This window comes from Borrelia nietonii YOR (assembly GCF_023035795.1).
GTDB lineage: Bacteria > Spirochaetota > Spirochaetia > Borreliales > Borreliaceae > Borrelia > Borrelia hermsii.
In genome coordinates this window covers 81665-108070 of sequence record NZ_CP073153.1, presented here as the reverse complement: position 1 = coordinate 108070, position 26406 = coordinate 81665, and the positions used below count along the sequence as shown (strand labels likewise).

General features: G+C 30.9%; 26 protein-coding genes. 23 read left to right on the top strand and 3 right to left on the bottom strand.

The window, feature by feature from the left end; translation table 11 throughout:
- Positions 1-58: 58 nt before the first annotated feature.
- The 7 genes from bhYOR_RS05785 to bhYOR_RS05755 all read left to right on the top strand — a co-directional run bounded on the left by bhYOR_RS05785 (position 59) and on the right by bhYOR_RS05755 (position 5845).
- The gene (locus tag bhYOR_RS05785; RefSeq protein WP_020732423.1) at positions 59-271 is read left to right on the top strand and encodes a DUF1322 family protein; all 213 of its coding nucleotides are present in this window, start codon (positions 59-61) and stop codon (positions 269-271) included.
- Between the two features lie 12 nt (positions 272-283).
- On the top strand, positions 284-1738 hold the full coding sequence (locus bhYOR_RS05780) for a hypothetical protein (RefSeq protein ID WP_025434216.1): 1455 nt from the start codon (positions 284-286) through the stop codon (positions 1736-1738).
- Positions 1739-1760: 22 nt separating this feature from the next.
- Positions 1761-2321 carry a DUF792 family protein gene (locus bhYOR_RS05775; protein WP_025400309.1) on the top strand — a complete coding sequence of 187 codons (561 nt, stop codon included), beginning with the start codon at positions 1761-1763 and terminating at the stop codon, positions 2319-2321.
- Between the two features lie 39 nt (positions 2322-2360).
- Positions 2361-3398 (top strand): hypothetical protein, encoded by a 1038-nt coding sequence (locus bhYOR_RS05770; protein WP_241763741.1) that lies wholly within the window; start codon positions 2361-2363, stop codon positions 3396-3398.
- Positions 3399-3491: 93 nt separating this feature from the next.
- Positions 3492-4412: a DUF693 family protein gene (locus bhYOR_RS05765; protein ID WP_025434215.1), complete on the top strand. Its 921-nt coding sequence runs from the start codon at positions 3492-3494 to the stop codon at positions 4410-4412.
- 4 nt (positions 4413-4416) lie between these two features.
- The gene (locus bhYOR_RS05760; protein ID WP_025434214.1) at positions 4417-5034 is read left to right on the top strand and encodes a DUF777 family protein; all 618 of its coding nucleotides are present in this window, start codon (positions 4417-4419) and stop codon (positions 5032-5034) included.
- A gap of 214 nt (positions 5035-5248) precedes the next feature.
- Positions 5249-5845, top strand: a complete 597-nt coding sequence (locus tag bhYOR_RS05755; protein WP_241763740.1) for a BTA121 domain-containing protein surface lipoprotein — start codon at positions 5249-5251, stop codon at positions 5843-5845.
- 156 nt (positions 5846-6001) lie between these two features.
- On the opposite strand, the gene bhYOR_RS05750 is transcribed toward bhYOR_RS05755, so the two are convergent.
- The 3 genes from bhYOR_RS05750 to bhYOR_RS05740 all read right to left on the bottom strand — a co-directional run bounded on the left by bhYOR_RS05750 (position 6002) and on the right by bhYOR_RS05740 (position 9050).
- Entirely contained in the window at positions 6002-6895 is an 894-nt protein-coding gene (locus tag bhYOR_RS05750) for a BB0158 famile outer surface lipoprotein (protein ID WP_025400305.1), read from the bottom strand.
- A gap of 195 nt (positions 6896-7090) precedes the next feature.
- The gene (locus bhYOR_RS05745; RefSeq protein ID WP_025434213.1) at positions 7091-7906 is read right to left on the bottom strand and encodes a BB0158 famile outer surface lipoprotein; all 816 of its coding nucleotides are present in this window, start codon (positions 7904-7906) and stop codon (positions 7091-7093) included.
- 298 nt (positions 7907-8204) lie between these two features.
- The gene (locus tag bhYOR_RS05740) at positions 8205-9050 is read right to left on the bottom strand and encodes a S2/P23 family protein (protein WP_025400303.1); all 846 of its coding nucleotides are present in this window, start codon (positions 9048-9050) and stop codon (positions 8205-8207) included.
- A 424-nt stretch (positions 9051-9474) separates the two neighbouring features.
- Between bhYOR_RS05740 and thyX the strand changes: the two genes are divergently transcribed.
- The 16 genes from thyX to bhYOR_RS05660 all read left to right on the top strand — a co-directional run bounded on the left by thyX (position 9475) and on the right by bhYOR_RS05660 (position 26297).
- On the top strand, positions 9475-10293 hold the full coding sequence (gene thyX / locus bhYOR_RS05735) for an FAD-dependent thymidylate synthase (RefSeq protein WP_025400302.1): 819 nt from the start codon (positions 9475-9477) through the stop codon (positions 10291-10293).
- Positions 10294-10323: 30 nt separating this feature from the next.
- The gene (gene nrdI / locus bhYOR_RS05730; RefSeq protein ID WP_241763523.1) at positions 10324-10713 is read left to right on the top strand and encodes a class Ib ribonucleoside-diphosphate reductase assembly flavoprotein NrdI; all 390 of its coding nucleotides are present in this window, start codon (positions 10324-10326) and stop codon (positions 10711-10713) included.
- On the top strand, positions 10691-12763 hold the full coding sequence (gene nrdE / locus bhYOR_RS05725) for a class 1b ribonucleoside-diphosphate reductase subunit alpha (RefSeq protein WP_025400300.1): 2073 nt from the start codon (positions 10691-10693) through the stop codon (positions 12761-12763). Before nrdI ends, nrdE begins: the two co-directional genes overlap by 23 nt.
- Before the next feature lie 21 nt (positions 12764-12784).
- Complete coding sequence (gene nrdF / locus bhYOR_RS05720) at positions 12785-13750, top strand: class 1b ribonucleoside-diphosphate reductase subunit beta (protein WP_025400299.1); 966 nt, start codon at positions 12785-12787, stop codon at positions 13748-13750.
- Between the two features lie 677 nt (positions 13751-14427).
- The gene (locus tag bhYOR_RS05715) at positions 14428-15060 is read left to right on the top strand and encodes a hypothetical protein (RefSeq protein WP_247088471.1); all 633 of its coding nucleotides are present in this window, start codon (positions 14428-14430) and stop codon (positions 15058-15060) included.
- A 390-nt stretch (positions 15061-15450) separates the two neighbouring features.
- Positions 15451-16167: a hypothetical protein gene (locus tag bhYOR_RS05710; protein WP_025400296.1), complete on the top strand. Its 717-nt coding sequence runs from the start codon at positions 15451-15453 to the stop codon at positions 16165-16167.
- Positions 16168-16443: 276 nt separating this feature from the next.
- Positions 16444-17415, top strand: coding sequence for a hypothetical protein (locus bhYOR_RS05705; RefSeq protein ID WP_025400295.1), 972 nt, complete (start codon positions 16444-16446; stop codon positions 17413-17415).
- A gap of 328 nt (positions 17416-17743) precedes the next feature.
- Entirely contained in the window at positions 17744-18619 is an 876-nt protein-coding gene (locus tag bhYOR_RS05700; protein WP_025400294.1) for a hypothetical protein, read from the top strand.
- A gap of 365 nt (positions 18620-18984) precedes the next feature.
- Entirely contained in the window at positions 18985-19872 is an 888-nt protein-coding gene (locus bhYOR_RS05695) for a hypothetical protein (RefSeq protein ID WP_025400293.1), read from the top strand.
- A 290-nt stretch (positions 19873-20162) separates the two neighbouring features.
- Positions 20163-20993, top strand: coding sequence for a hypothetical protein (locus bhYOR_RS05690; protein WP_025434208.1), 831 nt, complete (start codon positions 20163-20165; stop codon positions 20991-20993).
- Positions 20994-21076: 83 nt separating this feature from the next.
- A complete protein-coding gene (locus bhYOR_RS05685; RefSeq protein ID WP_025400291.1) occupies positions 21077-21892 on the top strand; it encodes a hypothetical protein in 816 nt (271 codons plus the stop codon).
- A 353-nt stretch (positions 21893-22245) separates the two neighbouring features.
- Entirely contained in the window at positions 22246-22998 is a 753-nt protein-coding gene (locus bhYOR_RS05680; RefSeq protein WP_155265600.1) for a hypothetical protein, read from the top strand.
- Between the two features lie 227 nt (positions 22999-23225).
- Positions 23226-23834 carry a hypothetical protein gene (locus tag bhYOR_RS05675; protein ID WP_025400289.1) on the top strand — a complete coding sequence of 203 codons (609 nt, stop codon included), beginning with the start codon at positions 23226-23228 and terminating at the stop codon, positions 23832-23834.
- Between the two features lie 174 nt (positions 23835-24008).
- Positions 24009-24614, top strand: a complete 606-nt coding sequence (locus bhYOR_RS05670) for a hypothetical protein (RefSeq protein ID WP_025434206.1) — start codon at positions 24009-24011, stop codon at positions 24612-24614.
- 162 nt (positions 24615-24776) lie between these two features.
- Entirely contained in the window at positions 24777-25397 is a 621-nt protein-coding gene (locus bhYOR_RS05665) for a hypothetical protein (protein ID WP_025400287.1), read from the top strand.
- Positions 25398-25502: 105 nt separating this feature from the next.
- Positions 25503-26297, top strand: a complete 795-nt coding sequence (locus tag bhYOR_RS05660; RefSeq protein ID WP_025434205.1) for a hypothetical protein — start codon at positions 25503-25505, stop codon at positions 26295-26297.
- The last annotated feature ends 109 nt before the right edge of the window (positions 26298-26406 follow it).

Here is a 26406-nt window from a genome sequence, read left to right as displayed (position 1 = left end):
GGTTTGAATTAATTTAAATTCATAGATTAGATATAGATTAAATTTTTAAGGACAGTTTATGAATCGTAGTGCAATTTTAAATGAATATTTTGATTATTTGAAGTATTTAAGAAGTGAGACTTGCAAATATTATTTCCCCGTTTTAATGGGAGTTTGCACTTTGGATGAGGTTAAGCGATTTAAATACGCTGAACTTTTAGAAATTAATAAGATTGCTAATTTCAAGCTTAAAAAGGAAATGTATGAAAATTTTTTGATTTCAAGTTTATAGGAGATTTTGTATATGAATTTAGGTAAATTTAATTTAGGTAAATTTGCTCGTGCAAAGCAGGATATATTCTTTAAGCCCAACTTAGGTAGTGATGCTGGTGAGTTAGCTGTTAGTGATTTGGGTAGTGATGCTGGTAGTAATTTAAATAGTACTCTAGATGAACTTTTAGATGAACTTAAATTAAAGGTTGCAGGTAGTAGTGAGTTTCTAGAGAAACAGCTAGCTTCTCTTGAAGTTGAGCCTGAGGTAGTTAGTGGTTTGCAGGGTATTTTAAATAATAATGGTATTTTAAATAATAATTTTATGAGTGATAAATTTAGAGTTGAGTTACCAGGTATTGATGTTGATTTGCAAGAAGTTGATGTTCCTAAAGATTTTATGCAAGCTTTAAACTTTAAAGGAAGTGAAGATTTGAAATTAGATGGCAATTCAATTAAACTGATGTTTTCAGATTTAATGTCTTTTAAGCTTCAAAAGCCTGCAAGTATGTCAGGCTTTTCTTTATCTGATGATGGTTCAAATTTAAGTTCACAGTTAAGTTCAAATTTAAATTTAAATACAAGTATTCTAGGTTCAAATATTTTTAAATCTAAGAGTAATTTAGATTCTCTAGTAGCTCCTAATAATTTGGGGTACTTGGGAGGTAATGTTGCTTGTGGAATTAATGATGTAACTTATAGTGATTTTGAGAGCAGAGGAATTGAAAGTACGCTTGCAAGAACAGGTAAATTTGATACTCAAGTAGATATGAATGATTTTATTCGTAAGACTTGTGGTTTTAAATCATTATTACCAGAGAGTACTCCTGAGGCACTCTTTGATGCAGTTAAACTTGCAAGTGATTTAAAGGGAAGCAGCAGGCAGTTTGATTCTAATGATGATGCTGTATCTGTTGTTTATGATTTATTAAAAAAAGACTCTAAGAATTTATCTTCGACTGATTTAACTTATATAAAAGATATAAAAGAAAACCTTTCTGGGGTTTTAGGTACGGGAATTAGTGGGGGCTTAAAGCAGCGTCTTTGGGATGTGCTTTTAAATTCAGGATTAGGTTCAGGTTCAAACTTAAGTGCAGGTGGTTCAGGTCTAGGTTCAAATTTAAATTCAAACTTAAATTCAAACTTAAATTCAGGATTAGGTTCAGGATTAAGTTCAAACTTAAATTCAAACTTAAGTGATGCTCGTTCAGGGTCAATTACAAGCGATTTCAAACCAAACAGTTTTGGACCGATTAATGATGTGGGTGGTGATGATATACATATGCTATTAGAGGAGGTTAGAGAATTTTTAAGTTGGGCTTGTCGCATAGATTTAGATAAGAGTATTGTAGAACCTTTAGGTTTTTATTTTACTAATATGGAGAGTGCTATTAATGCTTTAGCAGACGCTATAAACATGCAAGGTGTTTCTTTGCAAAATAATATGAGTGATTATAAGATGGGCAGTGAAATTTCACGAATGCCTTAAAGAGTTTTAAAGGATATTTAATATGTTTGAAGATGTAACATTACTTATTCGGGAGGTTGTAAATAACGTTTTAAGTCTCTCAAGTTCATCTAATTTTGTTGCGATTTTTCCTAGACCTGATTTTAAGGGACTTGTATATTTGCCGCAAGTGTTTTTCATATTTCCAAAATTGGGGGCTATTGAGGAGAATTTAAGTAGTATCAGTACTCAGCGAGCCATTATTAATCTTAATACCAGGCGTAGTGAATTTGTAAGTTATAATGTTACGGCAAATCCTGAGATAATTAACATTTCTAATGCGATTTTATCTGCTATTTATGATAAAATTTTAATTGAGAACCTAAAGACGACGCCTTTTGCAAATAGTGCTTTAGAGTTTGATTCTAATTTTATAAAGATGCAATTTAGGGAAAAATTTAAAGCTGGTATTTATTATACCATTTATGGCCCTTCAATAGGATTTCATGAAACGGCTATTATTAATTCTTTAAAAATCAGGAGTACGTCATTTATTGATGAGCTTGATATTAGTTTGCAAATTAAAATAGTAAAAACTTTTAATTTTTCTACCTATAAAGGTTAGAATATAAATATATAGTAATTTATATTTAGGAGAATGTTTATGGTTAAATTTAGGTATATTGTATTATTATTTTCATTATTTTTATTTTTTAATCTTAATGCGGCACCTTCAAGGCCTTTTGATTTTGCCAATTGGAATTTTGAGCAAGATATTGAGGAAGCTTATGAAGCAAGTTATGAGATTGTGGATGATGTTTTAGTTAATGTTGATGATCCGACTAAGAATGGGAAGTCAAAGAAAATTTTACAAAGAATAGCAGAGCTTGAAGGTTATTATAAGTGTCTTGTAAATATGGTACGGGATGATTTGTTTTTGCAAGTAGAAGATGAATTTTTAAGAGAATATGGTCAGTATTTTGATGATGATGTTTTTACCGAGACTGATAATAGGTTTAAAGAAACAATAGAAATTCCTATGGAAAATGCGTTTGGCAAGTATAGACATAGGGTTTTAGGTTTTAGTAATAAGACTTGGATTAAAAATCCGGATTATACCAAGTTATTCATTAAATTGCAGCTTAGAGAGATTGAATTTGTGGAGGGTTATGTTAGACAAAAACTTGGTGTAAAATTAGGTGTTGCAAATGGCAGTTCAAGTGGTCAAAGGCAGTCAAGTCAAAGCCAGCAAAGTCAAAGACAGTCAAGTCAAAGCAGTAAGGGGAGATATGACTTTCAAAGAGATATTACAAGGAATGGTTATGAGAGATCGGGGGGTCAAAGACAAGTAAGCGAGAGATCAAGTGACATGGTTAGGGGTAGTGGCGAACAGGCAGAGAGACAACCTATGGTTAAGGGTAATGATGAGAGCTTGGGACGTCAAAGACCGGCAAGTCAAAGACCAGCAGCAAGTCAAAAGTTGCGAGTAAGACCAAGTGGGGTTAGGCAAGAAAATAGTAGACCAAGAAGTACGACTAAACCAAGTGGCGTTAAGCAAGGTAATATTAGGCCAAGCAGTACAAGGCCAAGTCGTAGAAGACCAGGCAGTGATATAAGACCAAATTTTGTAAGACCTATTGTTAGGCCACTTGGTGAGAAGCCTGTTAGTTTTAGGGCAGAGCAAGCAGATGATGATAATTAATATTATTTATGCTAATTGGTATTTAGTTTAGGTTTTAGATATGAGTATTAACTTATTAGTTTTGCTCTTTATTTGGAGTAGATATAGGAAGTTATGATATTATTTCAATATGATTTTAGAATAGAGTTTTATGATGCTAGTAATGATATTAGGCATCAGAAACCCAAGCTTATAATAGAGACAAAGCAAGGAGCACCTATTATTAATATTGTAATTAGTAATGAGTATTCCCTTGCAAGCTCGCTGCAATGTAAAAAAGCACGATTACAGTTATTTAATATGCCTTTGAATTTTAATAAGTCTTTAATGCAGGGAGATATTGCTAGAATATACTATAAGAAGTTTGCTCATGAGGATGATTTGGATTATAGGTTTATTATGATTGGATACCTGGGCGCGCCTGTGGATTTTGATTTTGAGAATGGTGATTTCATTTGTCAGTATGAGGTTTATCTGCTATCAAGCGATACTTTTTTTGATAAAAAACTTGATACTAAGAATTACATTGGAAGATCCCTAGAGGAAGCAATAAATTTGGCGTTCCCAGGCCAAGCCATTATTGGCATGAGCAATCAAGATCGGAAGCAGATGATAAGTGAGAGTTTTTATGTCACGACTTTAAAAGAGTTTATACAAAAGATTATTGGGAAATATGTGCATTTAATTTTTGTTGATATTGGTGACTTGGATTTTAAAGTTGATGCTAAATTTGTTTTCATTAATTTCGATAGATCAGTCGGGCAGAGAGTCTATAAGAGACTTGAGGATTTTGCACTTTTATTTATTCCACAAAGAGAGGTAAGATTTGTAGGAAAATCAACCATTAGTTTTTGGAATGTCACACTTTTCTTTACAGATAAGATTAAAGTTGGGGATGGGGTAGAGTTTTCAGATAGGTATGGGGGAGTTATTAGGGCTATTGTGCAAGAGACTGGTGCTAGTTTAAGCAATGTAGGTGACTGTACATTAAAATTAAGACTTTATGATGAATCTAATATTTTATGGATGGGGTAAGTTTATGAAGGAAGCTTATGAAATTGCTAGAAAGTTGGGGAATTTAGGTGATGATTTAGTATTAGAGATGGTTAAGAAATATTTGCATGATAGTGTATTTATTTGCCGAATTGGAATTATTAAGGAATTTGATTTTGAAACTCAAGAAGGAATTGTTTTAATTGAAGAATATGAGGACTTAAATATTAAAAGTCGTAATATTTCATGCTTACGATTTGAACTTCAGGAAGGTGATAGGGTAATCTTGCTTCAAAGTAGCATTAATATTTTTAATGAGAGAGATAATAATTATTTTGATAAACATTATTTTTATATTTTAAATGCAGTAAATCGTAAGTATGCAGGTATTAATGTAGATAAGTTTAATCTCAGTTTGAAAGAATTTGATGTTTTAAGTGAGAATGCTTCTTTTAGTTCTAAGAATGTGACATGTGAGAGTGATCATACCAAGATTTCTGTTAAATCACTAGTTATTGAAGCTGATAGCATTCAGCTTAAGGGTAATTTATACATTAATGGCAAATTATTCGAAAGTCATACACATGGTGTTGGTAGCATAACTTATGTGAATGCCAGTGGAGCTCCTACTATTGCAACGGGAAATACCGCGGGTGTGACTTAAATCTACTATTGTATTTATATTATTATCTCTGATTTAAGACATTTGGTCTGGTATTAGTTTTATAAATTAAGTTATATATTAAGTTATAACTTAAGAGATATTTATTTGGATTTATAAATTGGTCTTTATCATTGTTTTTAATAAATAAAGTTATTATTTATGTTTTTAATTAATGATTAATGAGGTATCTTTATAGCAAGAGGAGGCATAAAATATGGGGGCTATGAAAGCTTACAAACTTTTAATCTTGCTAATGATTTTATTTTGTTGTTGTGAGGATGAAGATTATGTCAGTAATTTGGGGTTAGGTTATGATTATGATGATATTGCCAGTAGTGACCTTGACATTGGTCTTACCTTTGACCATCCTTCATTAGAAAATTTAATTGTGAATTTTAATTTATCAGGAGAAGAGAGAATAGCAGTTAGATTTTTAAGAAGTGCATTAACAGATCCTACAATTGCAGAAGGTGCGGGTATACGTACTTACAGTGATGATGAATTTTATGAGTTTTTAGTTATTCTTGGTGCTTCTAAGACTAAAGAGGCAATTGCTGATATAATTGTGACATTAAGAGTACGAGATGAAATATTAAATGCTATATATGAGTTTGCAGATGGGCATTCTCAAAGAGATACTTTTGAAATAGAACTTGATGCTAAGGAGAGAGAATATTTAAAAACTTTAAAAATTGCTTGTGGTAGTGATAATGGTTACAAGGGAGCATATATGGCACTTAAGTTATCTGATTGTTCAGAAATATTTATACCACTTAAAAGACAAGTATATGATGTTTTGCATAAATATTAGATTGCATTTTGTATTGACGTTTTTGTAAGATAATCCTTAAATTTGTTATTCCTGAATGTAAGATTTTTAAATTAAAATTAAAAGTTAAATAAAAATTAAATTTAATTTAACTTTTAATAAGACTTTAAGTAGTATTAGGTTAAGTTATTATCAATGTTATTCATCCTTAACAGGGGCTTTAAATGTGGGATGCACATTAGTTATGCCTTTGTGTCTTAATAAGGTTGTTTTTGTAAATTCATTAAATACTTTACTACTTAGAAGTATTTGATAAGTTTTTTCTTGATTGTTTGTTTTGTCTTTGATTGTGATTTCTGCTTGCAGGCTTTCCCATTGTTTATTTTTAAAAAGATCAGCAAAAATTGATATTAACTGCACATTTCCAGTTACTCTAGGTTGGCTTATTGTGGGCATGTTGAGTATGCCATAAAGGTGCACGTCTTCACCTCCATAAGATTTAATTTTGTATTTTGCTGCTCTTAAGATTGAATTCCTAACTTCATCATAAAATGTTTGAATTATTGAAATGGCATTGGGATCGTATGTTTTCTTGCTAAGATCTAATTCTAGGTTAGGATGATTTGTTAATTTAAATGAGACTACTTCAATGTTGCTATCAAAGATTTCAATTAATATGAGTGGCGTAATATTTGCATTGTATCCATCATTATATTTAATAGGTGCTATTGCATATGAATATTTAAGCTTGTTCTTTAATTCTGGTATTGGGGTTTTATCTTTGCCCACAATGGTTTTGCTTTTAATTTTAATCCAAGTAATTCCACAAACTTGAACTTTACATTTTTGTGGGAAGTGTGGTGGTTGCAGACAAATATTATTTAAATAATCTTCAAATAATTCAAATAAGCGGTGTTTGCTATGTATTCGTTCTCTCTTGATAGGCTTTGGATTTTGGGTGTGGGTGTGAGTTAAATCGGTCTCATATTCCGTCTCATCAATATCTTCTTCATTCTCTTTAATGGGTGTTTTATTGCCTTGAAATAAGTGACAGGTTATAAATAGTGGCAATAAAATAAGTATCTTGCGCATTATACATCCTTTCAAATAAAATTTTTATAGTTATAGTTATAGTTAATTATAGTTAATGTCTGTCACTCTTCCTTAAGTAATTTAGATTATGAATATATGCCAATTGCTTAAATAGTTAAATTAAATAATAATATTAATTATATTGAATGTCTATAAGTAATACGATTTAAATGATTTTTTGCAATATGAGTACTCTTAATTAACAGGTACTCTAAATTGATTATTTGCAGTGAGTGTTCCTGGATGCCTTGCTATTATTGATTTTAAAAATTCATTAAATAATTCGCTGTCTAGAAGTATTGTGTAAGTGTTTGTTTGATTAATTCTGTCATCGTGAATGGTTATTTCCCCTTCCATGAAGCTCCATTGACCATCCTTGTAAAGATTAGCAAAAGCATTAATTAGATCTTTCCCTCCATTTGGAGCTGATGCTACTAGTTGGCCACAAATAAATACAGAGTGATATCCTAATGCTTTAATTGATTTTTCTAGCTGGTTAGCTACATTGTTTCTTATGCTTTGCATGCTTCCTTCTCTAAAATCCAGATTTAGGTTTTTGTAATCTGTTAATTTAAATGAAAGCACTTTAATATTACTAACCACGCTTTCAAATAATATTAAAGGCATGACGTATTTGGTATATTCTTGATGGCTCTGAATAGGTGCTACGGCGTATGAGTATTTAAGTTTACCTTGTAGTCTTGATGATGGTCTTGTATCTGGCCCAATAATATTTTGTGGGTTAGTTTTTGCCCAGGTAATTTGGCATATAGGCCTTTCCCAATACCAGTGAATCACGCTTAAGCATACATCCAAAATACCCTCAGATATGCTCATTGGAGCTGGTTGATATTGATATTCTTTTGTAATTCCATTTGCGTTGAGCTTAGGTTTATTAATTAATCTATAAATTTGTCTAGGGTTTTTACCCTGACTTTGAAGTTTTAAATTATCATCATGCTGTATGTGACATGTTATGAAGATTGGTAATAAAATAATTATATTTTTCATCTTTTACCCCTTTGATTTTTTAGGATACATTATTAATTTTTTTTGCCGACTTATATAATATAAATTATTTTGAGCTATAAAACAAATTTATTTAAATTATTTTAAATAAATTTTTAATAACAAATTAATTTTTAAAAATGTTTAAGATTAATCAATTTTGTTAAAAATTATTGCAGGTTCATTACTTAAGGTAAAACTTTAAGTAAGTGTGTTTAAACTTGCCTTTAGCCTTAAGTAATGAGTAAGTAATGAATGTAAACTTAACCGTTATTTATCAATTTAATTTTTTAATTGTGTTTTAATCGTTAATTGGAACTCTAAATTTGGTATTTGCAGTTGTGGCGCCTTGATGCTTTGATATAACTGTTTTCATAAATTCGTTAAATAATTTACCACTTAAGAGTATGTTATGAGTTGTCTCTGTGTTTGTTTGGTCTTTAACTTTTATTTCTGCTTGCATAAAGTGCCATTTGCCATTTGCGTAAAGAGCTGAAAAAGCAGATATTAATTCATCCCCACCAGTTGGGCTTAGTGCATTTAGTATTCCATAAGGGTATACGTTTTTATATCCCGCTTCAGATGACTTTTCTACCTTAGGTATGCCTTGTGTAATTCCACCTAAAACGTTCTTATTATTGAAGTCTAGGCTTGTATGATTTGTTAGCTTAAATGAGGTTACTTCAATATTCTCATCCATGCTTTCAAATAATATTAAAGGCATAACGTAATTGCTGTATTTGTCATTGTACTTGATAGGCGATACTGAATATGAGTATCTAAGCTTATTTTTTAATGCATCTAGTGGTTTTTCATCTTGCCCAATAATGTCTTTGGCTTTAATTTTAGTCCAAGTGATATGACATTTTTGTGAACAGCCACAAAACCAAGTGCAGAATAGACACATACATTTTTTAGTAGTGCCTTCAAGTATTTCAAATTTTGAATATTCTTTTATTAATGCTGCATGCTCTGGGTCTTGATCACTTAAAAGCTTTTTTGCTCTCTCTTCATCACTTAAGAGATCCCCCAGTCTATCTTTGTGCATAAGTGCTTGTTGAGCTTTAGTTTTGATATTTGCAATATCATCACTACTTAAGAAGCAACAAGTTATAAATAACGGTAATAGAATAATTGTCTTTCTCAAGTTTTAACCTCCAAGTGTAGAAGTGTATAGCTAAAAATCATATTTGCCATTTATTATTTAGTTTATTGTTTAGTTTATTATTGAGTTTTTATGCTAATTTATTTGTGCTTAAGTACATAGAGATTGCTAAAAATGCTTATTTAATAATCGGTAGTTTTATGTTAACATTTATTTTATTAACTTTTATTTTGGTTTTAGTTTTAATTTTTATTAAGGAGAAGTTAAGTTATGTATAATAAGATGAGTTGTTTAATGGTTAGGATATTTATAGAATAATGTAAAATATTGTGGAATAATTGTGATATTATTCTAAAATCGTATGCAAATTTTACTTTTTGTTTACGATATCTGTAGGCTACCAGAAAGCTCTGGTGGGGATTTACAATAATTTTAGATAGAAATTTTAATTAATTAGGACGGGTATATGCACGATCATGTAAAGGCAGCAGAAGAAATATTGGACAAGGAATATAAGGTTTTAGATAAGGGATTCTTAAGGCTTATTGATTATATGGGCAGCGATGAGCGAATTGTAAATGCTGCTAGGGTTTCTTATAGAGATTCTAAAGCAAAAAGAGATAGTGCCGGTCTTATTGACTATTTGATTCGAAATGAACATACAAGTCCACTTGAGCAAGTAGTTTTGACTTTTCATGTTAAAGCTCCAATATTTGTTGCAAGGCAATGGATGAGACATAGAACATCAAGAATTAATGAAGTCTCAGGGCGTTATAGCCTTATGAGGGAAGAATTTTATGTTCCTTTAAGGGAAGATATTAAAAGGCAAAGCACTCTAAATAAACAGGGTCGTTCAGATGAGGATGTTGAAGCTGATATTGCTTTGTCCTTTTTAAGCGGTCTAGATGAGAGTTATAAGCATTCTTATAAGATTTATGATGATATGATCAAGGGAGATGTCTCAAGAGAGCTTGCAAGAATAACTTTGCCTTTAAGTTTATATACAGAATGGTACTGGCAGATTGATTTAAATAATTTGTTTCGTTTTATTAAACTTAGATCATCAGGGCATGCACAAAAAGAAATAAGAGAATACGCTAAGATCATATTAGACATTGTGGAGTTAGTTGCACCATTAGCAACAGCTAGTTTTAAAAGGCATATTTTAGGGGGCGTTATGCTTTCAAGTGAAGAGGTATGTGAGATTCGCAAGGTATTAGATTTAACTAAAATTAATTTACCTGAAAAACTTTTAAATAGGTTAAAAGAAAAACTTAATTTATAATTTACAATTTTAATTTTATTAGGAAATTTATTGTTAGGAGATAGATATATTTTAGTAGTTTATGCTTCAAAGACAGGAAATATAGAGCGGTTTATTGCAAAAACGGGACTTAAGGATACTTTTCGCATAGTTACAGGCTCTGAGATCGTAAATAGGCCTTATGTCTTACTTACATATACGATTTCCTTTGGCAAGGTTCCATCTGAGGTAGAAAATTTTTTAAAGCATAATTTTAAACTTATGGTTGGAGTTGCTGGCTCTGGGAATAGAAATTGGGGTGATTCATTTTGCAATGCTGTTAATTTAATAAGAAATGAATATAATGTTGAAGAAATACTAAAGTTTGAACTTTCAGGAACATCACATGATGTTGAGAATTTTGTAGAAAGGATTAAAAATGAGGCACTTAGAGTTAAATAATGAGATAATGGTTTTAAAGGATGGATTTTACAGATTAGAAAAAGATCTTGAGGCTTTGAGTGTTTTTTTAGAAGAAGTCAAAGCTAAGTCTTTAAGATTCAGTAATCCAAATGAAAGGATGCATTATTTAATTGATAATAATTTATATGAAGATTTTTATAAAAACTATTCTGAAGCGCAAATACTTGAAATATATAAGGTTGTAAAGCTTGAAAATTTTAAGTTTAAGTCTTATATGAGTGCTTCGAAATTTTATAAAGATTATTCACTTAAGCTTAATGGTGATATTTATCTTGAATCTTATGAGGATAGAATAATTGCAGTTAGTCTTTTTCTTGCTGATGGTTGTTTTGAATTTGCTTTAAAACTTGCTTCAGAGATGATAAAGCAGCGATATCAACCTGCAACCCCTACATTTTTAAATGCTGGTAAAAGGGTAAGAGGTGAGCTTGTATCATGTTTCTTATTGGAAGTTGGTGACTCTCTTAATAGTATTACTTTTAATATTTCTTCTGCCATGCAGCTTTCAAAAATTGGTGGAGGAGTGGCTTTAAATCTTTCCAATATTAGGGCTAGAGGCGAGGAGATACGGGGAATTTGTAATATTGCAAAAGGTATTATTCCCGTTATGAAGCTTTTAGAGGATGGATTTAATTATGCAGATCAGATGGGACAGCGAAAGGGAGCTGGTGCTGTATATTTAAATATTTTTCATTATGATATAGAAGATTTTTTAGATACAAAAAAGATTAATGCTGATGAGAAGAGTCGTGTTCAAACATTATCATTAGGAGTAATAATTCCAGATAAATTTTTTGAGATTGCAAAACAAGGTCAAAGTTATTATGCTTTTGCGCCATATTCACTTTATAAGGCAACTGGCAGGTTTATGAATGAAATTGATTTTGACTTGGAATATGACTTACTTGCAAGTAATCCTAATATTTTAAAAAAAGAGTTTAAAGCTAGAGACATGCTTGTTCGTATTGCTAGGTTGCAGTTTGAATCTGGATATCCTTATATAATGTACCAAACAGCATGTAATTTAAATAATCCACTAAAAGGTATTGGAAAAATTAAGATGTCTAATCTTTGTACAGAGATTTTTCAAATTCAAACACCATCAATTATTGGTGATTATGGAGAGGGGGATTTGATTGGATATGATGTTAGTTGTATCTTAGGCTCGTTAAATATTGTAAATGTAGTTAATAGCGATTTTGAGCATACAGTTGATATTGCCATGCAGGCATTGACATCTGTTTGTGATAAAACTGACATTAAAAATGCCCCAAGCATAAGCAAGGCAAATAATGATTATCATGCTGTTGGTCTTGGTGTTATGAATTTACATGGGTTTTTAATTAAAAATAAGATCCCTTATGAGAGTTCTGAGGCTATAGATTTTGTTCGTACCTTTTTTATGTTATTAAATTTTTATTCCATTAAGAGCAGTATGAATATTGCAAAAACTAGAGGCAAGACTTTTAAGGATTTTAATAAAAGTGAATATTATAATGGCAATTACTTTAATATGTATTTAACTGAAGATTTTTCTCCCAAAACAGAAGTTGTAAAAGGGATATTTAGCGGTATAAAGATTCCTTTAAAGAGTGATTGGGAGAATCTTAAGCGTGATGTTCAAATGCATGGACTTTATCATGCATATAGGTTAGCAGTAGCACCAACACAGAGTATATCTTATATTCAAAATGCAACAACATCCCTTATGCCTATTGTTGAACCTGTTGAGGCTAGAGTTTATGGTAATTCTACAACTTATTATCCAATGCCATATCTTAGCAAGGAAAATGCTTTGTTTTTTAAGTCGGCATATTATATGGATATGAGAAAATTAATTGATTTAATAAGTGAAGCTCAACGGCATGTTGATCAAGGAATTAGTACTCTTCTTTATGTTACAAATGAAACTAGTACTAGGGAGCTTGTAAAACTTTACATTTATGCTAAAAATAAGGGACTTAAGAGTTTGTATTATACGCGTAATAAAAATTTATCAGTAGATGAATGTATTCTTTGTGCAATATAATTATGATTTAGGGGAGTATTAATGAAGCAAAATAGAGAAGCTATCAATTGGAATAGATTAAATAATAGTTATACTAAGATGTTTTGGGATCAAAATATAAGACAATTTTGGGTAGATGAAGAGATTCCAATCTCTGATGATAAATTGATTTGGAATACCTTAGATGGTGAGGAGAGGGATGTTTACGAGAAGATTTTGGGTGGACTTACCTTATTAGATACAGAGCAAGGTTCTGTTGGTATGCCGCGTCTAGCTTTGGCAATAGATAATCTGGATTATAAACCGGTTCTTGGGTTTATGGGCGCTATGGAGCATATGCATGCTAAGAGTTATAGTAGCATATTCTCAAGTTTATCAAACATAGATCGAATAGATCATATATTTGGCTGGGTCAAGACTTATAGAAATTTCCAAGATAAATTGGATTTGATCTTGGGCAAGTATAACAGCATACACGATAGGATGAGTTTGTATAAAGCTTTGTGTACTTCTGTATTTCTTGAGACGTTTTTGTTTTATTCAGGGTTTTTTTATCCCCTTTATCTTGCAGGTCAAGGTAAGATGGTTAATAGTGGTGAGATTATTAATTTAATATTACGTGATGAATCTGTGCATGGAGTATTTGTTGGTCTTTTGGCACAAGAAGAGTTTAATAAAATGACTTTTAAGGAGCAAGCATTTGCTCAAAGAGAGGCAACATTGATTTTAGAGAGACTTTATTATTTAGAGAGTGCATATACTAAAGACTTATATTCATCTATTGGGCTTGAGGGTGCTGTTGATGTTTTTGTTAGGTATAATGCTGATAAGGCCTTGATGAATTTAGGATTTGATTCTGCATTTAATATTCGAGATATTGATGTTAATCCTTTAGTTTTAAATGGGCTTAGAACTAATACTAAAACTCATGATTTTTTCTCTACTAAAGGTAATGGTTACATTAAGCCCATGAAGGTCGAACCTTTGCAGGATGATGATTTTGCGTAAATTTTTATTTTTGATAATTTTATCAAGTTTGTTAATTTTATTGGGCTTAGCACTTTTATTGAGTTTATTAGTTCCCCCAGATTCTACTTCTCATTATTTTTGGTATGTGTTTAATTACTTATACCTATTTTTAGATTTTATATTTAATCTTATTTGGTTTATTGCAAACTCTATTTTTGATTTTATTTGGTTTGTTGTAAGTTCTACATTTAATTACTTATACCTATTTTTAGGTTTTATATTTGATCTTATTTGGTTTATTGCAAACTCTATTTTTGATTTTATTTGGTTTGTTGTAAGCTCTATTTTTGATTTTATTTTGTATTTGTTTAAGGATTATTTTAAATTTATTTAATGTTTTTAATTTTTTTTATCTTTTTTCTATATTTTTTTCACTTTTTTTATCTTTTTTCTATATTTTTTTAGTTTTTCTTAATTTATTTTTGAACAGGTAAATCTTGCTGCAAGGTCTTATTTAGTGCATTGCGCTTGTTTGTTTGTTGGGAGTGGTTGAAATATGTGTAAATTTATGTTATTTGTAGTAATTTTTTTAAATTAAACTGCTTCACATATTGTAATTTTATTATATAATAATAAATATCAAGATATATTGTATGCTGTAACATTGTTAATGTAATTGTATTGTGGTCTTTGAAAGGAAGTGTTTGGGGAAAAGAATGTGTGTGATGTTTTGTGAGTTTATTATTCCACTTATTGTAGTCATGTTGTTTGATATTTATAGTTCGCGCCATAAGCTTCAATTAGGGATTAATGCAAGAAAAAAAAATCATAGTGTATTTAAGGAAACAGCAGGGACTTATAGGGATAAATTTACCAAGGCATTTGGTTTTCAAAAAGACAATCATAAGTTTAATATTAAGTTTAATATTCCTTTCATTAAATTTATGCCAGTCTTTGAATTGCTAGATGTCAGAACTAATGTTTATGCTGCATTGGGGCATGGTGCTCCAGTCATAGGCAGATTAGTAAAAATCCCGGGGGTTTTAACCTTTGATCACACGACTAGGGATACAAAGCTTGCTTATGATTTTTTATACCTTTTAAAGGAAATTACAGAACCAATTGATGAAATCCTTAATGGCCATCTAAGTGATGCAAATTTAAATAGAATGAGCATAAACAAAGATGTAGGCACTATTTCGATAATCATTTTTAATCTAAAAAAAGCTGCGGCTAGAGAAAAAGATTTAGTCGCACAAGTTATGGGGCGGATGTTAGCAATAGATCTGACTGATGGAAGGCAAATTTTTTTGCAAAAGTTAAAGAGTGTTATTTATGGTGGGATTTAATGCAAATGTTTGTTTGGTAAAAAAATGTTTAGGAGGATTTCAAAGTTAATTAATAATGTTTAAGTAGCAAGAGGGTTTGACTCTTTAGTGTTTTATTAAGTTCTTTTAAGCACGTGAGATGTGGTTTGAAGTACTTTGTCCTTTACTTTGTTATTCTCCTTTAGTTTATATATGCCTGAAAGTATGCTATAATTTGCGTCTTTTGGGCACTTTTTTAGGCAATTTTCTAGTTAATTTTAAGATTTTCTAAGATTTTTTTCATAAAAGCATTGCATAAATGCGGTCTTATTGTATAGTATTTAATATCAAAATGTACTTATTATTATTTGATACTCAAGTAGTTTTTGATTTTAAAAGGGAGAATGAATTTTTAAAAGGGAGAATAGATTTATGAAAATGAGATTTATGCTTTGTATGTTACTAAGCTTGATATCTTGTGGACCAGGGAAAATCATGCAAGCTATGGCTGTAACAAAGACCGAAGTGATATTAAGAGATGCGGCTTACAGTAAGTTGTCAGATAAAGTAACTGAATATAGAATGGCATTATCTGATGCAGAGCTTAAGTTTAAAAAAGCTGCTTATCAATTTAATATTCCTTTCTTTAAAGTATCATCAGTCTTTGATAATGAGGATGGTGATGCTCAGGACGGCATTTATGCAAGTCTTGGATATGATTTTAATATTATTAAGAAATTGGAGATGTTATTTAGTAAATTAGATTTACAAGATCCCCCTACTGATAATGAGGATACTGCTGTTGCCATTAAGTTGTTAGATCTTTTAAAGGATGCTACAGATTCAGTTAAAGTAATTTTAAATGAGCATTTAAGTGAATCACGTTTAACTAAAATTATAGCGAGCAAGGGCGAGGGAGTTATTACTAAGATTAATTTTCTTCTAGATGAGGTGATGAGAATAAGATACGATGTGACTTTGAAGATTATAAAAGAGATAGAAAGAGTGCAGGCAAAAATGAATAATGATCCAGATGTATTGGATAAATTAAGTAATATTTTTGCTGAGAGTGGAGAGATTAAACATTCAGTTAACTTTATAAACAACGTAGCAAGCCAAATTGAGTCGTTAACTAGGCCGTTTGCTTAAGTGTTCTTGAGATTAAAATTGTGAGCCAACGTAGTTTGTGCATTATTAGTTATTTGCTTTAAAAACGAATCAAACTGGTTTAACACTTTAATTTCCCTATTGGTAATATTTTATTAAAGTTATTAAAAATTATTGTAATTTATGTCGATTTTAAATTAATTTTAAATTAATATAGATATATAAATCATAATGATATTAGAATATATTATGTGTTACGTATTAGCTAATGATATGTAAATGATATGTAGTTTATAATTCTTTGCTTAAGGAGGAGGCATGAAAAAGTTTAATATAGTGTTTTTGTATTTGGTGTGTTACTGGGTTTTATTTATTGTAACTTGTAAACCATCATCAACAGGTCGCCAAAAAAGGAATATAGGAAGCCCAGGATCAATTTCAATTAATAAGCGCAAGCAAATAGGGCAGGGCAATGGTTTGACATCAGGTATTGTAAAAACACAAGTTTTGCCATGTGCAGAAGGAACGTTGATAGCAGCTCCAGCAGAACTATCAAAGGATGAGCAAATAGAAAGAGATAGGGTTTATGATCAACTTAAACAAAGCGTAATTAGATATAGGGCACAAATTGTAAATGAAATAGGGAAATTTCAGGCTAACATTGATGAGATTAACAAAAAAATTAAAAAAAATGGCGGGAAAACAGTTATTGATGATAAGGGAACTGAACTAGAGGCATTATCAATGCCTCGTTTTGAAGAAGTGTCTGTGAAATTTCTTAGTCCAGCTTTAGTCCAAAATATTTATTCTTCTCTAGGACATGATGTTAAAGTTATTAATCATTTAGGAAGAATAATTAGTTCATTAAACTTAAGTGAAACACCGCAAGCAAAAGACACAAAATCAAAAGGGCCGCAGGCTCAGTTGTTAGATATAAGTTATAATATATTATTTGCTTTAAGTAGTATTACAAATTTAGCTATTCAGGTTACAAATGAGTATTTAGATGGACCGCGCTTAACTGATCTTGCAAGAAGCAAGTCTATACAAAATCTTGTTGAGCTTAATAATCATGTAGATGAATTTATGCAAACCAGGGCTCAATTTATAGAGAAGATTAAAAATGAAATATTAAGAGTAAAAATAAGAGCAGGACATGCAGAAGGCATGTTGGAAGTCTTGCAAAAAATTATGGGGCCTGAAACAGATATTGTCTTGGCATTTGAATTTACGAAGCAAAAGGCAGCTATAATTCAATGTTCAGTTAATAACTTACTTAGTGTGCTTTAATATAAATTTTATTTATTTGAGTTTAATTGTTAGTACTTAAGGTAAATTTTATATTTTTTGCTTACTTGATTTGCGGTTGATTTTTTAACACAAGCAAAATATAGCTGCAGCTTGATATATTTATTTAACTTGCATATTAATTAGTATTAAATTAATCTTAAAAAGATATTAAGCTTTCCATAAGTTAATATTAGTTTAGTTAAAGAATTTAATGACATAATATTTATATTTTAATTTTAATTATTGGCAAATATCAAAGCATTATAATAGTTGATGATAGTGGTGGTATTGTTATGTAATTTTTAATTTTTAACCAAAGGAGTTTATTTTGAAAAAAGTTCATTTTATTTATATTATTTTATTTGGTTTATGCGTGGTAGCTTGTGAGCAGTCATCAGGATTGAAACCCCAAGAAGGTAGCAATAACGATGGATACAGTTCTGATGGTGTTACAAGTTTGTTTGATGATGATCGTTTGGAAATTTTTGCAAGCCGCCCGTCACGTTCAGCGCCAAGGCGCATTGATGTTTTAGGTTCTCAAAGAAGGGGTAACTTAGTATATGATATTGCTGATATAGTATCTATGTTAGATCACCACAAAAGATTTATTGATCCTAAAAAGTATTACTCTAAGTTCACTAGTGGGATGACTAGAGAGCCTGTTACCTATCCTTTAGATAAAATGAGTTTGGTAGTAAATGATCTAGTTACGCACCGTAACATTCTTGCGGCATTACACTATAAAATTGAACCTCCATATATATTGATGAAAGTATTAAGTATGTTAAATTTAGATGATCCTGCTTCCCGCGATTTAAGAGCTGCAAATAAATTTATATCGGTTTTAGATCAAATATCAGATCTTGCTACAAAAGTTGTGCATGAGTATTTACATGAATCACGCTTAAATCCGTTTGTTTACGATGTTGCAACTCTTTCTGTCATTGCTTGGAACCTAGAGACATTTTTAAATGAATGGAAGGTTGCTGGAGAATTAGCTATAAACATGTTGTATGATTTGAGACGCAAGATGGATCGACATAGCTTAAGCCCACAGTTTACAGATAAAGAAAGTGTGTTAAACATATTAGAGAGGAGTGCGGATCGAGAGCAATGGGGATCTATTGCTTCAAATTTTAGGGTTATGGAATACCATGCAAGTCTCATTGCCGATTTAGTGGAAGACAAATACTTTGTGGATTAATGTAAATTAAGGGATTAAGGGATTAAGTAATTTATTTGAAAGATAAAGATAAAGGTTGTTATTTATTCTTTATCTTTATGAGATTGCGACTGTTCTTACAAGGACAATCGTATAAGAGTTAAGTGTATGGGTATGAATTGGGCAATTGAAGTGTTTGTACCTTTTTGATGCAAATACAAAACTATTTTGTTAGGTTTATTTAAGTCAGTCAAAATAGATATTAGATATTTATGTCTATTTTGAGTATTAAGAAATTTAGTTTCTTAAATTAAGCGTATTGCAGTATTTAATGATAAATGTTGGTGTGTACTATCTATCTACATAGTGATGGCTATGTAATTTTTGTTTTGTAGAAAGGAGAATATATGAAAAATTTTGATATGCTGTTATTGTTAGTATTGTTAGTATTATTTATTGTGTTCATAATGTTCTATTGGAATCAAGATATAAAGCATAATTCAAGACTTTTGGAAGATTTAGCACTCTCAGAAGTACAAGTAGTTACAAAAGAAGATCTATCTTCTTTAGAGGGTGAGCAACTTGAAGATGTTCAATCAGTTTCACCAAACAAAGAGAATGGAGCTGATGATACAGACTTATTATTGAACTTGCCAGTTTTGACAAAAACCAAAGAAGAAGCTTATGATGGACTTGAAGGCAGAGTTAGAGAGTCTAAGAATAAATTTTTAGATATGAGTTTTCAATTTGCTAAGGGTAAACATCAGTTTAGTATTCCTTTTTTTGAACGATTTGCAAAATTTGATGGCGATGCAAAAAAGGACATAGTCTACGCATCATTGGGGTATGATATTAAAGTTATTAGAAAATTAGAAACACTGGTAAATAAGATAGATCCAAATGTCCCTTCTTATTTAAGTGGACTAGATAAGAGAATCGCTTCTGATTTATTGGATATTTTATATAATGTTACATATTATGTTAAAGAAATCGTGCTGAATAATCATTTAAATTTTTTCAATCTAGATAAGATTAAGATTAATAATGCGGTATTATCAGAGGATATTGTTGCTATTGATACTTATCTAGAAACATTGATTCAACTAAGAGAGAATTTGATCCCTAAGTTGTGTCTGTATATTTCACAAGCAGCAGCAAAACCTGGTAAAGCGGCTATGGAAGCTGAACTTAAAAAGATTACTGATCAAAATGGGGAGATTAGGCAGGCAGTTGGAAAGATGATGGCCATATCGAAAACAATTGAAGATTTAGTTAATGTGCAAGTACAACCATAGCAAATGAAAATTTTTTGCGTGGGTAAGGTCTTGAAATGAGAGAGGGTTGTGTTTGGGGGTTTTAGTGTTTTTCAAACACGGGTATATTAAATTAACCAAAGAGTTAATTAGATGTTTAATTAATACCATTTAATTAAACCATTATATAAATTATTAGTTATTTTATGTTACTGTATAAATAGCGGGATTAATTTGCAGTATTAATTGTATTAATACTATATGGTGCTTAATATATTGCTTAATACGTATTGCAAGTGTTCTACAGGAGAGATATAAAAAGGGGAATTTAGATGAAAAGGATGTGTGTGATGTTGTGTGCCTTGGAATTAATGATGGGGTGTTCATTGGGGGATGAGGCAAAGATCGGTTCATTTGTAAGTGATGTTGTAAAAAGAGCCCGTGTTAATAGGTCAACATCGGGTTTAACCCATGTAGATAGTGTATTTGATCATGTATCTGGTGGTACATCTGATACAAAGACTCCCGTAGAGCAAATTTATGAAAAATTAAAAAACAGAGTAGAGGAGTACAGAAGAACATTTAGGACTGTGCGGTTTAAATTTAAACAAGACCAGCATCAATTTAGTATTCCTATTTTTGAAAAATTTATAAAATTAAACGAAGCGAAATGGGATATGATTTATGCTGCCTTGGGTTATGATGTTAATATTATTAGAAAGTTAGAAACAATGATGAGTAAAATAACCCTGCAGGAATTAGATGACAAACTGAAATCGGCATCAGGTGTTGTTTTTTGTTTATCAAACCGTTTGTATGCGGTTACATATTACTTCAAATCAGTTTTAGTTGATCATTTAAATGATGTTAGTTTGGAACAATTAAGTCTCATCAAATCAGAAGAAGATCTAACTAAGCTTTATGATACTCTTAAGATATTATCTGATTTAATGAGCAAATTCATTGCCCAATCTAAGATAGTTATAAAGAAAGCAGCTAAGTTTGAGAATGATAATGAGGCTATGTTAAATGAGTTTGTTGAGATGCTTAGTTTTGAAAGACCGGTTGGTAAGTTAATTTTAGGGATCATTCAAATAGGACGTGGAATTCAAGAGTTTGTTGATGGAAAAGATGAAGAGGTAGATGAGAAAGATTTATATTAGTTTATATTAGTATTTTGTTTTTTGTAGCTGTGTGTGCCTTGAGAATAGAAGCTTTTTTACGGTTCAGATATAGGAGAATTTAGATGAAAATGATATGTATTATTTCGTGTGCATTGGGATTAGTTTTGGGATGTTCATTGCAGGATAAGGCAAAGGCTGGCTCATTTGTAGGTGATATCATTGAAAAAGTCCGTGCTAGGAGAATATCAAGATCCTCAACTGATATAGAAGGTACATTTGATAATGCTTCTCAAAATACATCTACTACAAAGACTCCTAAAGAGCAAATTTACGATAAACTAAAAAATGAACTAGAACAGTACAGTAAAGCATTTAGAACTGCTCAATTTAGGTTTAGACGAGGCCGTTATTACTTTCAGATGCCTTTTTTTGAAAAATTTCCGAAATTTAGTAACTGGGAGGAAAAGGACATAGTTTATGATACTTTGGGTTATGATGTTGATCTTATTGCAAAACTGGAAATTATTGTAAGAGCAATAACTCCTGCAACAGCTCCTACTTATTTTTCCACAAGACCAGCAACTATTGTTGCTAAGTTATTAGACATTTTATATAACACTACATATTACATGAGAGAAGTTGTGGTTGATCATTTAAATGATGTTAGTTTAGAGCAATTGGGCAGCATCAAGTCTGCAGAAGAGCTTACTAAAATTTATAATGCTTTCAAGGAATTGTCTGATTTAAGGACTAATGCGATGTCTCAGATTAAGATAGCTATAGAGGAATCAGAACCACTATGGCGTGATAGGGTGGCTATGACAAATAAGCTTAAAAAAATTACTGATGGTGAGAGCCTAGTTCAGGATTTAAAGTTGAAGATTATTATGAAGGGATTAGAAATTAAATATTACGTTCAAGTAAGCAAGGGAGCATAGTAAATTCAGTAATAAATGCAGGTAGTGCATACTTTGCCATTTTTGTTACGGAATACCAATCTTTTGCTTGCTTTAAGAGCAAAGTAATCCTGTAAATACCCTGCAAGTTGCAAGAGACTGGTGGGTTTAATAATACACGTGATCTTACGAGTATGTTTTGTGCATCTTTAGTAGTATTGGTTATTTGTGTATTTATTGTTTCTGTTAAAAAGTTATTAAAAAATTGTGATCAAAATAGAAAAGTTGTGGTTGATGTTAAATTTAGTTTATAATTTAGTATGAAAATACATTTGCTACAATCGGTAATTTCATAGAAAGGTATACAGGTGTTGTGGAGTTAAAAGGGAATATATATGAAGAGAATGTGTGTGGTATTGTGCATAATGAGTATTTTAAGTTTATTTCTAATAATGTGTGTGGCGTGTAGACCAGAATATGAGTCGTCATTATTGGGCCCAAAAGCACAGAAGGCTTACAATGAACTCAAATTCAAGGTCGATAGTTATAGGAGCAAGCTTGTAAATGAGATTGACTCAGCTACTCTAAAGGGCCCTTTATTATTTAAAGATCAATCTTATCCCTTGGTATTATTACAGGCTGAAGAAGACGCTACCAAGCGTAGTATTGCTATTACGTTAGGGAATGATTCTAAAGTTATTGAGCGACTTAGAGAAATACTAAATACATTAGATTTGAGAAAAGGTAAGAGCAGTACTAGTGATATTGATATTGCTAGTCGTATTTTAAAGCAGTTAACGGATATTACAAACTTGGCAGTCATATTGTTTCATAAGCATTTAAGTAAGAAAAACCTGCTTAGAATTAGGGATAGTTTGATGATTGAGTTAGGTTTTGTTAGTGTGCTTAATGATATTATTTCTGATTTAGAACAGTTTATTCAAGCAAGAGTTGAGGTGATGTCTAAAATTAGAAGCTTCATCAAAGTAACAGCAGCAAAGAGGGGAGATAAAGCTGTAATGATAAATTGTTTAAAGTCGCTTGTTGATGATACAGGCGAGTTGTCAAAGGAAATTTTAGCTAGGCTTGTAGGTAATGTGTTTAATATTGAAAACAAGTTGAGGGATTTATTTAAATGGGATAGTTAATTATTATTGTTTAGATTTGTTTGTGGTTCTTTAAAGTAGAAAATGTCTTAGGCTTTAGATCTTTTTTTATTTCAGGAATTGCCTTTTGTAAACGAATTTTATTTATTTGGCTTTAAGCTGGTCTTTAAGAAGATGATGGTTTTTAAAGATTAAAGTAAATACATTAATGGTATTGTGTAATATGTATATTCTAGTAGGAGGTGGTATGTGTAAAAAAAGGAGAAATTATGGCCAAGAGAGATCAAGTTTTTAATGAGCTTCAAAAAATATTAGTCGAGTTCAGAGAAGAACTTGAAAATGAACGTGCTGCATTTATTCTCAAAGAGGCTCAATTAAATATTAATTTCAAGGGAACATTAGAGGATATCGTTTATTATCAATCAGATCGGGATAAAGTTTATACGATGTTAGGATATGATGCTGAAGTTATTGGTAAATTAGGAGGGATATTTGATAGGTTAAACCTCAAGCATGTAGGTGATAGGGATACAAGGATTGTTATTAATTTACTAAACGGTTTAATGCGAGTTGCATATTCAATTCAGATTATCTTTAGGGATATTTTAAATCAAACAAAATTGGATATGCTTAAATTTAGAGATACAAGTGATCTTGAGAAAATTATTCAGTATCTAGTGTATTTTATAGAGATGGTAAAAGATTTGATGTTGCAGGTTAGGGTTGTTATAGTATCTGCTGCATCAAAGACTAATGAAAATGATATATTAAAAGAGTTAAATAGAGTTATCTCTAGTCCGGACGCAAAGCTTAATAGGGGGATGCGCAATATTTGTTATCTTTTATTTGATATCATAGAGTTAGTTGACCTTCTATAGTTAGTTACTTAAAGTATTATTCTTCAAGTTGTTTTGTAAGTGAGAGTCTCTGTGTTTAAAGGTTGATATTTTTATTTTAATGTTAATTAAATAATATAATTTATGTTGTATAATTAATGTTAAGTGTAAGTACATTACAAAGTAGTAGGTGCTGTGTGTAAAAAGGAGAAATATATGAATGAAGTAAATCCAGCCTTTAATGATCTAAGCAAGGTATTAATGAATTTCAAACAAGAACTTGAAAATGACCGAGCTGCATTTTCTCCCAAAGAGATGCAATTAAATATTAATTTTAAGGGAGCATTAAATGAAATTTATTATCCATCGGATTTGGAAGAAGTTCATGAGGCATTAGGGTATGATATTGAAGTTATTCGTAGCTTGGGTAAAGTGTTTTCGGAGTTGAACTTCAGAAATATAGGTGATAGAGATACAAGAATTGTTACTAATTTATTAAATGGCTTAATGCATATTGCACATTCAATTCATACTCTCTTTGAAGAAGTTTTAAATAAGGCAAAATTAGAGATGCTTAAATCCAGAGATGCAGGTGATCTTAAAAAGATTACTCAATATCTAGTTCAGTTTATAGATGCTATAAAAGATTTAATGCCCCAGCTTAAGTCTGTTATAGTATCTGCTGCATCAAAGACTAATGAAGATAACATATTAAAGGAACTAAATAGAGTTATCTCTAGTGCAGATGCAAGGCTTAATAGGGGGATGCGAAATATTCATTATCTTCTATTTGATATCATAGAATTAGTTGACCTTCTATAGTAAGTTGCTTAGAGTATTATTCGTATTATTCCTTTAGTTTTTGGAAGTTAAAGAAAAATCTGCGTTAAGAGGTTACATTCTGCAGATTAAATATAGATAATAATTATTTTGATTATTACATATGATCTGCTGTAGGTGGTATGTGTAAAAAAGGAGAAATATATGAATGCAATAAATCCAGCTTTTGATGAACTTGGTAAAGTATTAATGGGATTTAAACAAGAACTTGCAAATAAACATACTGCATTTGTTCCTGAAGAGACTCAATTAAATATTAATTTCAAGGGAGCATTAAATGAAATTTATTATCCATCAGATTTGGAAGGGATTTATGAGGCATTAGGGTATGATGTTGAAGTTGTTCGCAGCTTAGGTCAAATATTTGAGAAATTGGATTTTAGTAGTATACATGATAGAGATACAAGAACTGTGGCTAATTTATTAAACAGTTTTATACATATTGCACATTCAATTCATACTCTCTTTGAAGAGGTCTTAAATAGCGCAAAATTAGAGATGCTTAAGTCCAGAGATGCAGATGATCTTAAAAAAATTACTCAGTATCTAGTTCAGTTTATAGATGGTATAAAAGATTTGATACCTCGGGTTAAGGATGGTATGATCTTGGCTGCATCAAGGACTACTGTAGAGGATGTGGTAAAGGCGTTAAATGGAGGTATTCTTGCTAACCATAACGTTATGCTTAATAGTATGCTCCGCAATCTGCATGGTCTTGTATTTGATATTATGGAATTGATTGATCTTGATATGATTGTTGCTTGATCAGAGGCAAATAGTTTTCCTTTAGTTTTTATAAATTCAAGTAAATTTGCGTTAGGGGTCGATATTTTTGCAGAAAGAATAGTGATAGTTAAGAGGAGAGATTTTATGGAAAGGTTTGGTATGGTATTGTGTATGCTGGTTTTAGTGCTAGGGTGTACTGCTGATGGTAAGGTACGTGACGCAGTATCAATGCGTGATGGTAGAGCAAAAGGTTTCTCTAGAATGTCTATGCTAGTGCCATTTTTACAGAAGACGAGAAGTAAAGCTTGTGATGACTTAAAATCACTAGTAGAGCATTTTAAAGAGCAACTTTTGGAGGAACATTTAAGTGATATAAACGGTATTCCTTATTTGATTGATGATAATAGTGATTTTATTGTCCGTGAATTAGCAGATTATGGTATGGTACCTAAAAATACGAAGAGTCACGATGTTTATATAGCTTTAGGACATGATCGTGGCATTGTGAAGGCATTAAAGTCCATACTTTCTCAATTTACTTGGAAAGTATGGGCTAATGAGGGAGATAGAGATGCAAGGATTGTTTCTCTATTGTTATTCAATTTGGAGCAGGTTGTGTATTATACTAATTCTCTTTGTAATAGCTTGAGTGATGAAAAATTAAATGAAATTAGAACTAGTGGTGCTGCAACAGTAGAGAATATTACTCAGATTACTTATTATCTGTTTGCGTTTATGCAGGCAAGGGATGAGTTAATTGGAGACTTTAAAAAGGTTATAAGTGGAGCAGCATTAGTAAGAGGTAATAGACTTGAAATGGAGAGTGAACTTAAGAAGATTGTTAATGATGGAAAAATTAAGGAAAAAATTGGGAGCATGTATAGTTTGTTAAGAGATATTGACAATTTAGTTGATTTAATTACAAAAGTTGTATTTTAAGTTTTAGGTGTTGGAGCAAAGATTAGAGCGCGACTTGAGACATTGTGCCAATACAAGAGTTTGATTGAAATGTTGTTATGTATATATTTATATCTTAATTATCATTATT